Below are 12500 nucleotides of genomic sequence, written 5' to 3' on the forward strand. Positions count from 1 at the left end.
CGAGGTGACACCGCCGTGGCGTGCGCTGTGGTCAACGGTCGGTGCTATTCGGCTGTGCGGCTGCGGGTGACGGCGGTGACAGTGGTAAGGAAAGACCATGCGGCTCGGTATGTCCTGGGCGGACGCCCTGACGGTGGTGGCGGCCGCCGCCGGCGTCTACCTCGCCTTCCTCGTCATGATTCGGGTCGTCGGACAGCAGGCGCTGGCGGCCACCTCCAGTTTCGACCTCGCCGCGACGACCGCCCTCGGCGCCGTCGTCGGCCGCGCCGTCCTCGGCTACACCCCAACGCTCACCGCCGGAGTGGTCGGCATGGCAACACTGCTCGCGCTGCAGGCAGCCTTCGGAATGCTGCGCCGCAGCCACCGCCTCGACCAGACACTAGGCAGCCAGCCGCTGCTGCTCATGGCCGACGGCGTCGTCCTGCCTGAGAAGCTCCGCCGGGCCCGGATCGCTGAGGACGAACTGCGGCAGAGACTCCGGGAGGCGGGTATCCGCCGATACGACGACGTCGCCGCCGTCATCCTCGAACGCACCGGAACCCTCAGCATCCTGCGCCAAGGCGAAACCATCGCTCCCGAACTGATCAGCGATGTGCCCGGCCACGAACTACTCGCCGACAAGTACATCCGCGGGTGACCCGTCCGGCGTGCCCAGCCTTCACGGTGAGATGCCCGACGTCAGCCGGGGCGTTTGCGGATCGGTTGCGGCGACAGCGGTTCCCGGCCGACGATCCCGCCGGCCCAGCTCAGCGCTGCTCCGAGAAGCCCAAGTCCTGCGGTGAGGACTACGGCCACCCCGATCAGCCCGTGGTTGATGAATGCGCGCATCGAAGTGGCGGAGCTGTGGGCGAATCCTTCGATCTTCGGCTGCTGCTGCGCGACGATGTCGAGCCAGACGTTGTCCACGACGGCGAACGTGGCGGTGGTGAGCGCACCGATCATCGCGCCGGCAACGAGGCCGGCCAGCACCTGACCTGTCCTGCTAGCGCCGTCGCGGGCGGCGAGCATCCCGGCCAGGAACAGCATCGCGAAGATGCCCAGGTAGGAAATGACCACCGAGACCGCATCGTCGTCGGTCGACGAGGGCAGCAGCACGTTGGCGACCAGGATCTCGGCGGACAGCCCGAGCCAGACGGTTCCCGCGATCAGTGCGCCCCGGGCGATCGCCTTACGGTCCTCTGTCTGCATGTCGTCCCCCGGTGAACGTAGGCACTGAGAACTCATCTGATCAGGTCGACGCGGTTGCCTGCACCGGATCCCTGCCATCCCGCCGTTCCCGGGGCCGCCGGCCGGGACACGGAACCACCGACGCAGGCGACGATGGCGCCCCGACCCGTACAGGATTGCCGACATGGGCGCCTTCCGCCAGGTGACAGTGCGGGGTACGGTGCGATCAGGTGCGCCGGGAAGTCTGGTCGGCATTTGTTGCCCTTGCTTGTCGACCTGGAGGCGCCACGATGGCTGTCGCTGCGGTGCGTACCACCAACCTGTCCAAGCGCTATGGGCAGCTACTCGCTCTCGACGACCTCGACCTGGAGGTGGCCGCGGGCGAGGTGTTCGGATTCCTCGGCCCGAACGGGGCCGGGAAGTCCACCACCATCCGGCTGCTGCTCGGCCTGGCCCGCCCGACGAACGGGCGGGCATGGATCTTCGACACCGACGCGGCGGACGTGGCGGCCGCGCACCGGCTCCTCGCGTACGTGCCCGCCGACGTGGCGCTGTGGCCGCGGATGACCGGCGCGGAAGTCCTCGACCTGCTGGCCCGCGTCGGCCCCGGCGTCGACCTCGCCTACCGCGACGAGCTCGTTGAGAGATTCGCGCTGGACCTCGCCAGGACCGCCGGAACGTACTCGACCGGGAACCGGCAGAAGGTCGCCCTGATCGCCGCGTTCGCCACCCGGGCGCCGTTACTGGTGCTCGACGAACCGACCAGCGGTCTCGACCCGCTGATGGAACGCGAGTTCCGCCGCGCGGTCGAGCAGGCCCGCGCGAACGGTCAGACGGTCTTCCTCAGCTCCCACCAACTCGCCGAAGTGGAGGCAGTCTGCGACCGGGTGGCGGTCCTGCGCGCGGGCCGGCTCATCGACGTCGCCACGGTGGCGCAGTTGCGCCGCCTGCACCGCACAGAGGTGTCGGTGACCTTCACCGGTGTGCCGCCGGACCTCGCCACGACGCCCGGCGTGGACGACGTACACGCCGACGCCCCGAACCGGCTGCGTTTCACCCTCAACGGTCCACCCGCTGCACTGCTGCGCGCCCTGTCCGCCGCGGACGTCGCCGCGATCGCCGTGCGGGAACCCAGCCTGGAAGAGATCTTCCTCGCCTACTACGGGGAACAGACTCGATGACCGCCGCCGAGGTCCGCGTCGGCGGTCGTGCCCTGACCCGGCTCGCCCTACAGCAGATACACCGCGGCGCCCTCGTGGTCACAGCCGTATCAGCAGGCATGGCGGCGCTGGTCGTGGCGACGTACCGCGCGAACGCGATCGATCCGGCGGCGCTGGCCGCGCTCGCGCAGAACCCGGCCATCCGCACCCTGTTCGGCGCACCGGTCGCCCTGGATCAGCCGGGAGGGTTCACCGTGTGGCGCACCGGCACCGTCCTCGCCGTCCTCATCGCTGCCTGGGCGATGCTGGCCACCACGCGAATCACCCGCGGCGAGGAGGACACCGGACGGTGGAGCCTGCTGCTGGCCGGCTCGATAACCTTGCCTCGGGCTGTCCGATACCACCTCGGCGTCCTCATGACCGCGCCCGTCCTCGCAGGCGCCGCCACCGCCGCCGCGATGATCGCCGCTGGCGGAGGGTCTTCCGGCGCGCTGCTGTACGGCACGGGCCTGGCACTGCTCGGTGTCTTCTTCGTCGGTGTGGCAGGGCTGGCCGCGCAGGTGTTGCCGAGCCGGTCGGCCGCCAGCGGCGCCGCAGCGACCGTGCTGGTCGTCGGCCTGCTGGCGCGGATGGTCGGCGACGGCGTCGCCGCGCTGTCCTGGCTGCGCTGGTTCTCGCCCTACGGCCTCCTCGCGCTGAGCTCCCCGTACGAGGCGAACCGGGGACTGCCGCTGGTGGTGCTGCTCGGCGGCGCCGTAGCACTGCTCGCCGCCGCCGTCCGGGCGGCCGCCCTGCGGGATGTCGGCGGCGCTGTCGTCGCCCCGTCGGCGGGCCGGAACCCCCGCCGGGCACTGCTGGGCTCGGTGCAGGCGTTCGCGGTCCGCCGCATGCTGCGCCCGCTCGCCGGCTGGTCGGTGGGAGTCGGCGCGTACTTCCTGCTGATCGGCCTCATCGCCCGGTCGATGACCGCGTTCCTGACCGACAACCCGCAGTTCGCGCAACTCGCCGCCCAGGCCGGCTTCGAACTGGGCAGCGTCGAGGGCTACGCCGCCACCCTGTTCGGGTTGCTTGCGGTGCCGGCCGGGGTGTTCGTCGCGGTACGCCTCGCCGCCGCGGCGGGCGACGAAACCAACCGGCGCCTCGTCCTGCTCCTCGCCACGCCGGTGACCCGGACCCGGCTGCTTGCCGCCGAGGCGGCTGCCGCTGTCGGCGGCGCCGCCGTGATGACCGCCGGGGCAGGCTTCGCCGCGTGGGCCGGCACGGTCGCCTCCGGAGCCGGCCTGAGCATCGGCGCCGCGTTGGCAGGGGCATGCAACGTCCTGCCGATCGTGTTCCTGTGCCTCGGCACTGCGGTCCTGGCCCTCGGTTGGGAGCCCCGCGCCGTCGCGGCGATCGGTGCCTTACCCGCGGTGGGCGGATTCGTGTGGCTGGTCGTCGCCGACAGCATCAGAGCGCCCATCTGGGTCGGCGAACTGTCCCCGTTCGCGCATCTCGCGGCCGTCCCAGCCCACCCACCCGACTGGGTCGCAGCGACGGTCATGACTGCCGTGTCCGCTGTGCTCGCGACAATCGGCGCGGTCGGGTACCGGCGCCGCGACATCCGCGCCGGGTGAGCCCCCGCCCGACCACCGAGACCATGGGCGCAACCTACCGGCCAGCAAAGCAGCGTGAGATCAACACATCGACCGGATGGATCTGCCGGCACCCGGACAACCGTGTCGACCGCGACATCGAGCAGCTTCAGAAGATCCTGGACCGCTGCCCAGAGCTACGATCCGCTGTTGAACTGGTACGCGCGTTCGCCGACATGATGACTCATCTGCACGGCGAACGGCTCACCGCCTGGATCGCCGCGGCCGAACAGGCCGCGCTACCCGGCATCAGCCGCTTCGCCATCGGCCTGACCGCCGATCTCGCCACTGTCACCGCCGGGCTGAGCCTGCCCTTCAGCTCCGGACCGGTCGAGGGCAACGTCAACCCCATCAAGATGATCAAACGGCAGATGTACGGCCGAGCCGGCTTTTGATCTGCTCCGCAAACGGATCCTGCTCGCCTCGTGACCGAATGCCTTGATCAGTCACCGCAGAACCACGGGTACAGATGCTGACCTTCCGCCACAGTTGCTCATCGTCGTCGCGGTTCTGCCAGGTGCATAGGCAGATCTTGTTGCCTTCCGGGTCGGCCAGGACCCAGTACGCCGGGGCCCGCTCGTCGCTGACCAGGCGGCCACCCGCTGCGATCGCGGCGTCGATGCGGGGGTTGTACCTCGGCCGGATCGATCCACAGGTCGTGGTGCCAGCGTTGGCGTGGCTCCTCGTCGCCGGACTGCTGGAACCACTGGGTGGGCAGCTTGTCGGCCGGGTCGGTCAGGTCGATGCCCGGGTCGAGGTTGTCGGCCCGGACCAGGCCGAACACCGCTTCCCAGAACGGCATCATCTGTTTACGGTCCGGCGTGTCCAGGGCGATGTCGAGCCGGGAGACCGGGCCGCTGGCCGGGCACAGGCCGCGTCCGCGGCCAGGGCGTTGATGGCGCGGGCCAACTGCACGTCGCGGGTGGTCACGCCGCGCTCGTCTTGGCTGGTCAGCCGGATGTCGATGTGGGTGTAGCGCAGGTTGATGTCCGGGTGGTGGCCGGCCTGCTCGGCGGCGGCACCGATGGCGGCGACGAGCGCCAGCCCGGCCGCGAAGTCCGGCGTGGCGATCCGGGTCTCCAGGCTGTCGTAGAACTGGGCCCAGCCGGTGAGGCCCTCCCTGGCGATCCGTTGTCCGGTCAGACTGGTCATGCGCCCATTCAAGGTCAATCACGGTGTTCGTGCCAGAGCCGAGTTTGGGCACCACCCCGGTTGGAGCCTCCCACGTCCGCGGTCAGGCCAAGCCTCACTCACGCTTTGTGATGCCGTCGGAAGTGGGACGCGCCTTGTCCGCGGCAGATCCGTGCACGACCCACAGTTAGACTGCAGTCCACTCTGGGTCACGGCCGCTGAGTGCCAGTGCCCGGTCGAGTTCGGGTGCGGACGCGCCAATCGATACGGGCGACGCATATATTCCCATCGCTCGGCCTTGTTCGCCCATGTCCGTCATGAACTGGTACGCCGCCTCGGCCGTCTCGTTGTCGCATCGGAACGGCTGCCCGGTCGCACGCGCCAGATCCCAGCCGTGGATGACCAGGTCACAGGCGAACATGGTGGCGACTAACGAGGCCGGCATTGGCATCTTCCCCACGGTCACCATGCGGTCCCACGCGGACTCGGCGTCCCACGCGGCGGATGCGGCGCGGCCCTCGTCGTCGAATCGGTCGCCCCAGGCGCCGTCGGACATCAGATCCTGGGCCCAGGCGCTGTCCGGGATCGGCTTGCCGAGACCGGCGAGGTGCAGCCCGCTCACCACCTGAAGCAGGTGGTTAGTCAGGGCACGCACGTCCCAGTCCGCGCAGGGTGTCGGCAAGCCGAGCATGCCGGGCGTTACGCCCCGTACCAGGGTGACGGCCTCGATGATCGACTTGTCGACTACCGCGTTGAGCTGCATAGACTCACGCTAGGTCAGGTTTTCTCTGCCGTTCTTGAAGAAACGCGACCGACGGTTACCCTGCTGGCATGCCGGCCATCCTGCACCCCCGCGCGGGCGATGAGAAGTTCCGGTTCCGGGCGCCTGCGGCGGCGCCGCGCCTGCGACCGTATGTTGAGCACTACTGGATCGTCACGTGGGACCTACCGGAGCCCTACGAACAGTCAGTGCTGCCGTATCCCGCTGTGAACATGACGTTCAAGGCCGGCCGATGCCGGGTCGCGGGCGTGCCGAGTGGCCGGTTTTGTGAGGTGCTGAGCGGTGCCGGGCGAGTATTCGGCGTCCGGTTTCGGCCCGGTGGCTTCCATCCTTTTCTTGGTGGTCCGGTCTCCTCGATCACCGATCGGTTCGTCCCGGTTGAGGATATGTTCGGCCCTGCGTTGCCTGAGGCGATCCTCGCGGCCGGTGACGACACGGCAGTCGAGATCATGGACGAGTTCCTGGCAGCCCGTGCCCCGGAGCGGCCGGACGCCGACGCGGAACTGGCCGAGGCCATCGTGGCGCACAGCGCCGCTGATCCGGGCCTCACCCGCGTCGACGACCTCGCCGGAGCATTCGGGATGACGACGCGACGGCTGCAGCGACTCTTCGCGGATTACGTCGGAGTCGGTCCGAAGTGGGTTATCCGCCGCCACCGGCTCCACGAGGCTGCGGACCGCGTCGCCGCGGGGGAGAGCCTTGCCGGGCTCGCCTCCGCGTTGGGGTACAGCGACCAGGCTCACCTGACTCGTGACTTCAGGGCAATGATCGGAGAGACGCCGGCTCGATACGCGAAGGCGCAGTGACGGCCATTGGATATTGATTGCGGGTCGACGGCAGTGTCGTGGCAATGATCGGTGCAGCCGGTCGGTCGACGTCCTTCGGATATCCGCTCGTCGGCTAGTTATCTACTGATGGCACGACCGCTGCCCGGCCAGGCATGGTCGAGGTGACCGGCAGAGCCGCTCTCTTTTTCGGCTGTCCACCCGTACGTCGGGTGTGGCTCGGATTGGCATGCGCCCTGCCGGTCACCGCGGCGCGGGGTAGCTATGAGAGGGGTATCGGGGCCGGGCTTGGCCCGTCGGTCCGGGACCACGGTGGGTGAGGACCGCCTGGGTGTCACCCAGTGGCGATCCAGGTGTCGTCGAGGGCGCCGTGGTACTGGCTGTTGTTGTCGGCCAGGCCCTTGCCGCCGAGTACCAGGGGGGCGGTGTTGTCGATGGTGAGGTCGGCGGGCACAGTGGTGCTGCCGGTGACCTGGCCATCGACGAGGATGCGCAGTTCGGTGCTGGTGCGGCGGCATTCGAGGGTGTGCCAGGCGCCGTCGGCGATGGTGATGCTGCTTTTCGCCGGGTAGGTGGTGGGTGAGGCGGCGCCGGTGAGGGCGCAGCGGGGCCTGCCGGTCAGCTTGTCGGCCTGCAGTTTGTACTGCCCGCCGCCGGTGGAGTAGCCCTTCTGCAGGATGTTCTGCCCGTCGGTGGCCTGGTCGGCGGTCAGGCGCACGCGGGCGCCGTAGGCGATCGGCCCGCTGCCGGGGTTCAGGTCGGCGGTGCTGGGTGTCTGCAGCACCATCCTCGGGCAGCCGGTGGTGGCCGTGCACACCGGCGGGAAGACCACGGCGTGGCCACCGTTGTGGTCGGCGGTGTCCAGGGTGGCGCCATTGGCGGCGAACGCGGTGAGCAGGTGCCCGCGGCCGGTGTTGTCGCTGAAACTGCCGGCGCCGGTGGTGGTGTCGAAGTCGTACGAGGCCACGGTCACCGGTGCGGGCGGTGCCGAGCTGGACGGGCTGGTTGTCGGCGGTGACGGGGGGACGGTGGTGGGGGTGAACGAGGCGTAGCGTTTCTGGGTGAGCCCGGAAACGGTGGTGAAGTCCCCGCCGGCGCTGACCATCTGCAGTGCGGGGTTGGCGGCCAGGGTGCGGACGCCGACGACGCCGTCGGCTTGCGGCGCCCAGCCGGTCAGGGCGCCTGCGGGGTCGATGGCCGCGAATTTGACCCGCGGGACCGAGCCGTTGACACAGGCGCCTTGGGCGCCGGTGACGCCGGTCGTGCAGGCGTTGTCGAAGTGCCCGCCGACGTAGGCGGTGCCCTCCAGCACGGTGATCGCTTGGGCGTCTCCGTCGAACAGTTGGGTCCAGCGCGCGGTGCCGGCGCTGGTGTAGGCCACGGCCCGGCCGCCGTGGCCGGCCTGGGCGGTGTAGATGCCGGCGGGGTCGACGGCCAGGGCCAGCACGCCCACGGCGGGGCGGGGCGCGAAGCTGGTGATCAGCGCTCCGGTGACCGCGTCGACGGCGGTCAGCCGCGGTGTCGAGCTGACGTTGTTGGTCTTGTGGAAGCTGCCGCCGAGGTAGACCCGGTTGCCGGCGGCGGCCACCGCGTTGACGGTGTTGTCGGTCGTCGGCCGCCAGCCGCTGTCGAGCCCGCCGGTGCTCAGGGAGAACGCCGCCAGATTGGTGCGGGCCAGCGCGTCGACGGCGCTGAACTTGCCGGCGGCGTAGAGCCGGCCGCTGCCCACCGCCAGGGCGTTGACGCGTCCGGCCAGCACGTGCCGGAATCCGGTCACCGTGCCGGTGGCCGCGTCCAGCCCGGCTAGTGACTTGCGGGGCTGCCCGGACAGGGTGGTGAAGTCGCCGCCGGCGTACACGGTGGCGCCGTCGACCGCGAGGGCGCGGACCACCGCGTCGGCGCCGGGCTGCCAGCCGAGTAGGGCCCCGGTGCGGGCGTCGAAGGCGGCCAGCCGCTGCCGGGCCACCGCGCGGCCCGCCACGATCGCGGCGGTGAAGTTGCCCCCGACGTAGACGGTGTCGCCGCGGTAGGCGATGGCGTAGACCGGGCCGTTGAACGACGGCGCCGGCGACGGGGTCGAGGCCACCGTGCCGGCCACCGCGACCCCAGCGGCGGCGGCCAGCAGCCCCGCGACCGCGGCGACGAACCACGCCCGCACCGGCGAACCCAGCCACCGCGATCCCTGCCACCACCGAGTCTTGGGCATGAGCAACGGTAAAACAGCCCGGACCGGGCAAGAGGGTACAGAACTCCGATATTCGGGTGATTCTGAACCTCCGGTGGGAGACGTATCGCATCCCCCGATACGGCATTCTTGCCACTCCTGCGCGCTATCGTCGGCTCTCCGCGGCCCCCCGCCGCCGGGGCGCCCGGGTCACCCTTTCGTGGGAAGATGCCTACGGTGCCCGATCCCAGACCGCTGCCGCCGTCCGCTTCCAGCCGCTGTCGCGCGCACCGGGCAGTGGGCCTGGCCGGCATCCGGCGGCTCTGCCTCGGCCGCGTATCCCCAGTGGACGTCGATGACCGCCGCGCTCCCGGCGCGGTGGATCTGGATGCACAGCCCGCAAACAGGTGGGCGGCCTCGTCCGGCCGAGTGGCGGGGCCTTCAGCGGCAGGTACAGAGCAGCATGTTGGGCGACCGCTTGCCGGCCGAGCTGACCTTGTGGCGGGAGGCGGCGCGCAGCAGCGCGACCCGCACCGAACTCGGCTTCCAGGTCCGGTGGGCGGCCAGCAGCAGCGCGGCCGCACCGGCCACGTGCGGGGCGGCCATCGAGGTACCGGACATCACCTGGTGGGCGTTGTTGCCCGACTTCCAGTCCGAGACGATCGCCTGGCCCGGCGCGAACAGGTCGAGGCACCGGCCGTAATTGGAGAACCGGGCCCGGCGGTCGCGGCGGTCGGTGGCGCCGACGGTCAGCGCGGACGGTTCCCGGGCCGGGGAGTAGTTGCAGGCGTCGCGCGAGTCGTTCCCGGCGGCCACCACGAAGGTGATCCCGGCCGCGACGGAGCGGCGTACCGCGTCGTCGAGCGCCCGCGACGGCGGGCCCTCGATGCTCATGTTCACCACGGCCGGACGGGCCGCGTGCGCGGTGATCCAGTTGATCCCGGCGATGATGCGCGCGTAACTGCCCCTGCCCTTGCAGTCCAGGACCCGTACCGCGACGAGCCGCACCCGCTTGGCCACGCCGTACCGGCTGCCGCCGACCGTGCCGGCCACGTGGGTGCCGTGCCCGTTGCAGTCGTCGGCCTTCGCGTCGTTGCCGATGAAGTCCCAGCCGTAGCGGGCCCGGCCGCCGAAGTCGCGGTGGCTGATGCGGATGCCGCTGTCCAGGACGTACACGGTCACCCCGGCGCCGCCGGTGGTGGGGTAGGTGTAGCGACCGGACAGGCGGCGCCCGCGCTGATCGACCCGGTCCAGCCCCCAGGACGGCGGCGACTTCTCGCTGCTCGACGCGGCCACTTCCTCGTCGGCGGTGACGTACGCCACCGCCGGGTCAGCCGTCAGCCGGGCGGCGGCCGAGGCGGTCAGCGTGGCGGCGAACCCGAGCAGACCGCTGGTGTAGGTCTGGTGGACGGCACCCCCGACCCGTCGGGCGAGCGCGGCCGCCGTGCCGGGCACCTCGGCGGGGTCCGCGCCGGGCGCGAGCACCACGACGTAGTCGGCCAGTGCCTGCTGCGGGGAGCGGTCAGCGGGCGGCCAGGCCACCACTGCCAGCACGCCGAGGACCGCCGCGACCCACAGCGCGCCCCGGACGACGCGACGTACGTGCGGCATACGACCCCTCTCCGAAACTCGGAGGGAGTCATCGACGCGAGACGTCGGACCTTTAGCTATCTCGACCAGATCGATGTCCGGCTAGGTGTGCTGGTCCGCTGTTGGCGCAGGTAGCGGAACACCAGGTCTTCGAGCTGGGTGGACATGCGTTCCCTGCGGACAAGTGCTGGGGTTGGTGACCCGCATCTTCCGCTAACTCACCTGGCGCAGCGTCGAGCCGGCCCACGTGCGCGGCGTCCGAGTCGTGCACGCGACGACGCCACCCCGTCTGGCTCGCTGATACTCACCTTGCCGAGGCCCGCCTCCTCGTCGATGTCACTGATGTCGGCGGCGTGGACCACCCCGGCGGCGGGATGGGACGGGTGACTTGGCGAGACATCGTGCCGTGATGCCGACGAAGGCGCGGCTGGCGGTCATCAGCGGCAACCGCCTTGCGGGGTCGTCCGGCCGGCGCTGGCTGCTCGCGGCGGTCACCGTCCCGACAGCCTCCGCTCGGGAAACCCGCCTCGGCCTGCACAGGCATCCGCGCAGGGCGCCCGCATCGGTACGCCCTGCGCGGCGCCTGGGAAGGGGGATCCGCCTCCCCGCCTCGATCGTCGAACGGGCAGATGGCGTTCGATCCACGGTCGTGTGACGGTTGCATGACAGCCTGGCCCGGAGGCAGCCACCCTGCTGTCGGGCGACAGGGATCGCTAGGATCGTCGTGGGTGTGCCGGGAAGCCTGGTCGGCAACCGTACCGACCTGCCCGCACACCCGGAGCACCCATGCTGCTGCTGACGTTCGCCCTCACCCTGCTGCTGGCGGTCCTCGTCTCCGCGCTCGCCAAGCGCACCATCCTGTCGACCGCCGTGCTGTTCCTGGCCGCCGGAATCGCTCTCGGGGCCGACACCACCGGCGTACTCGACCTGCATGCCGACACACCGATCGTGGGTGTCCTCGCGCAGCTGGCCCTGTTCGCGGTGCTGTTCACCGACGGGATGCGGGTCGGCTGGGCCGACCTGCGCTCCGCGTGGCGGCTGCCCGGCCGGGCGCTCGGCTGGGGCCTGCCACTGACGTTGGTGATCACCGCGCTCGTCGCGCATGTCGTCGCCGGGCTGGGCTGGCCCGAATCGCTGCTGATCGGTGCCATCCTCGCCCCCACCGACCCGGTGTTCGCCTCAGCCCTGGTCGGCAACGACAAGGTGCCAGCCCGGCTACGGCACCTGCTCAACGTGGAGTCCGGCGTCAACGACGGCCTCGCGCTGCCGTTCGTCATCGTCTTTTTGGCCGTCGCCGCCGGTTCGCACGAGCTGCCCCTGGGCGAGCTTGCGGTGGAGATCACGCTCGGTCTGCTGATCGGCGTGCTCATCCCGGTCGCCGCGATACTGCTCGAGCGCAGCCGGTTCTTCGCTGCCTCGCCCGCGTACGAACCGCTCAACGGTGTGGCCATCGGGCTGCTCGTGCTGGCCGTCGCCGAGGTCACCCACGCCAACCTGTTCCTCGCGGCGTTCGCCGCCGGGATCACCGTCGCGACGTTCGGCCCCCGCCAGCGCGCCGCATTCGAACACTTCGGGGAGAACATCGCCGAACTGCTCAAGCTAGCCGCGCTGCTGGTCTTCGGGGCGCTGATATCACCCGCATTCCTCGCCGAGATCTCCTGGCAGGGCTGGGTATTCGCGCTGCTGGCGATCTTCCTGGCGCGCCCGGTCGCGCTCTGGGTGTCGTTCCTGCGCTCCGGACTCGACCTGCGCGAGCAGGCCGCCGCCATGTGGTTCGGCCCGAAGGGCTTCGCCTCGGTCGTCTACGGCCTGCTCGTGCTCGAATCCGGCATCGCCGCCGCCGACGTGGTCTTCCACCTCGTCGCCGTCACCATCGTGTTGTCGATCGTGCTGCACTCCTCGACCGACGTGGTCATCGCGCGCTGGTTCGACGACGCGGCCGAGACACCCGCCTGGCACGGGGTGCTGAGGCGGACTGTCCGGGCAGTCCGCCGCTGACCACCACGCCCACCGACGATCACACACGACGTCATCGTGGTGCCCATGCGCGCGGGTGAGGTGGCACCGCCGATGAGCACGGTGACCGAGGAT

General features: G+C 70.6%; 13 protein-coding genes. 6 read left to right on the plus strand and 7 right to left on the minus strand.

Going from position 1 to position 12500, the window contains the following annotated elements:
- Positions 1 to 97: 97 nt before the first annotated feature.
- The gene (locus ACMCNO_RS23135) at positions 98 to 637 is read left to right on the plus strand and encodes a DUF421 domain-containing protein (RefSeq protein WP_412751552.1); all 540 of its coding nucleotides are present in this window, start codon (positions 98 to 100) and stop codon (positions 635 to 637) included.
- Between the two features lie 41 nt (positions 638 to 678).
- On the opposite strand, the gene ACMCNO_RS23140 is transcribed toward ACMCNO_RS23135, so the two are convergent.
- Positions 679 to 1188, minus strand: coding sequence for a hypothetical protein (locus ACMCNO_RS23140; protein ID WP_412751553.1), 510 nt, complete (start codon positions 1186 to 1188; stop codon positions 679 to 681).
- 269 nt (positions 1189 to 1457) lie between these two features.
- Between ACMCNO_RS23140 and ACMCNO_RS23145 the strand changes: the two genes are divergently transcribed.
- Genes ACMCNO_RS23145 through ACMCNO_RS23155 form a run of 3 tightly spaced genes read left to right on the plus strand, consistent with a single transcriptional unit; the run spans position 1458 to position 4353 of the window.
- Positions 1458 to 2348: an ATP-binding cassette domain-containing protein gene (locus ACMCNO_RS23145; protein WP_412751554.1), complete on the plus strand. Its 891-nt coding sequence runs from the start codon at positions 1458 to 1460 to the stop codon at positions 2346 to 2348.
- The gene (locus tag ACMCNO_RS23150; protein WP_412751555.1) at positions 2345 to 3940 is read left to right on the plus strand and encodes a hypothetical protein; all 1596 of its coding nucleotides are present in this window, start codon (positions 2345 to 2347) and stop codon (positions 3938 to 3940) included. The genes ACMCNO_RS23145 and ACMCNO_RS23150 overlap by 4 nt, the downstream gene beginning before the upstream one ends.
- 23 nt (positions 3941 to 3963) lie before the next feature.
- Positions 3964 to 4353, plus strand: coding sequence for a transposase (locus ACMCNO_RS23155; RefSeq protein ID WP_412751556.1), 390 nt, complete (start codon positions 3964 to 3966; stop codon positions 4351 to 4353).
- Here ACMCNO_RS23155 and ACMCNO_RS23160 read toward each other — a convergent pair.
- From ACMCNO_RS23160 to ACMCNO_RS23175, 4 genes are all read right to left on the minus strand, one after another.
- Positions 4319 to 4567: a VOC family protein gene (locus ACMCNO_RS23160; protein WP_412753780.1), complete on the minus strand. Its 249-nt coding sequence runs from the start codon at positions 4565 to 4567 to the stop codon at positions 4319 to 4321. The genes ACMCNO_RS23155 and ACMCNO_RS23160 overlap by 35 nt on opposite strands.
- Positions 4452 to 4763 carry a hypothetical protein gene (locus ACMCNO_RS23165; protein ID WP_412751557.1) on the minus strand — a complete coding sequence of 104 codons (312 nt, stop codon included), beginning with the start codon at positions 4761 to 4763 and terminating at the stop codon, positions 4452 to 4454. The genes ACMCNO_RS23160 and ACMCNO_RS23165 overlap by 116 nt, the downstream gene beginning before the upstream one ends.
- Positions 4760 to 5110, minus strand: a complete 351-nt coding sequence (locus tag ACMCNO_RS23170) for a 4a-hydroxytetrahydrobiopterin dehydratase (protein ID WP_412751558.1) — start codon at positions 5108 to 5110, stop codon at positions 4760 to 4762. Before ACMCNO_RS23170 ends, ACMCNO_RS23165 begins: the two co-directional genes overlap by 4 nt.
- A 166-nt stretch (positions 5111 to 5276) precedes the next feature.
- Positions 5277 to 5852: a TIGR03086 family metal-binding protein gene (locus tag ACMCNO_RS23175; protein WP_412751559.1), complete on the minus strand. Its 576-nt coding sequence runs from the start codon at positions 5850 to 5852 to the stop codon at positions 5277 to 5279.
- A 68-nt stretch (positions 5853 to 5920) separates the two neighbouring features.
- Between ACMCNO_RS23175 and ACMCNO_RS23180 the strand changes: the two genes are divergently transcribed.
- Entirely contained in the window at positions 5921 to 6676 is a 756-nt protein-coding gene (locus ACMCNO_RS23180; RefSeq protein ID WP_412751560.1) for a DUF6597 domain-containing transcriptional factor, read from the plus strand.
- A 313-nt stretch (positions 6677 to 6989) separates the two neighbouring features.
- Here the strand turns inward: ACMCNO_RS23180 and ACMCNO_RS23185 are convergent, their stop codons facing one another.
- Both ACMCNO_RS23185 and ACMCNO_RS23190 read right to left on the minus strand, forming a co-directional pair.
- Positions 6990 to 8861, minus strand: coding sequence for a LamG-like jellyroll fold domain-containing protein (locus ACMCNO_RS23185; RefSeq protein WP_412751561.1), 1872 nt, complete (start codon positions 8859 to 8861; stop codon positions 6990 to 6992).
- Positions 8862 to 9260: 399 nt separating this feature from the next.
- Positions 9261 to 10430: a S8 family peptidase gene (locus ACMCNO_RS23190; RefSeq protein ID WP_412751562.1), complete on the minus strand. Its 1170-nt coding sequence runs from the start codon at positions 10428 to 10430 to the stop codon at positions 9261 to 9263.
- Between the two features lie 765 nt (positions 10431 to 11195).
- On the opposite strand from ACMCNO_RS23190, the gene ACMCNO_RS23195 reads away from it, so the two are divergent.
- On the plus strand, positions 11196 to 12407 hold the full coding sequence (locus ACMCNO_RS23195) for a cation:proton antiporter (RefSeq protein WP_412751563.1): 1212 nt from the start codon (positions 11196 to 11198) through the stop codon (positions 12405 to 12407).
- Positions 12408 to 12500 lie beyond the last annotated feature (93 nt).

This window comes from Krasilnikovia sp. M28-CT-15 (genome assembly GCF_047159595.1).
In the GTDB taxonomy this organism is placed as follows: Bacteria; Actinomycetota; Actinomycetes; order Mycobacteriales; family Micromonosporaceae; genus Actinoplanes.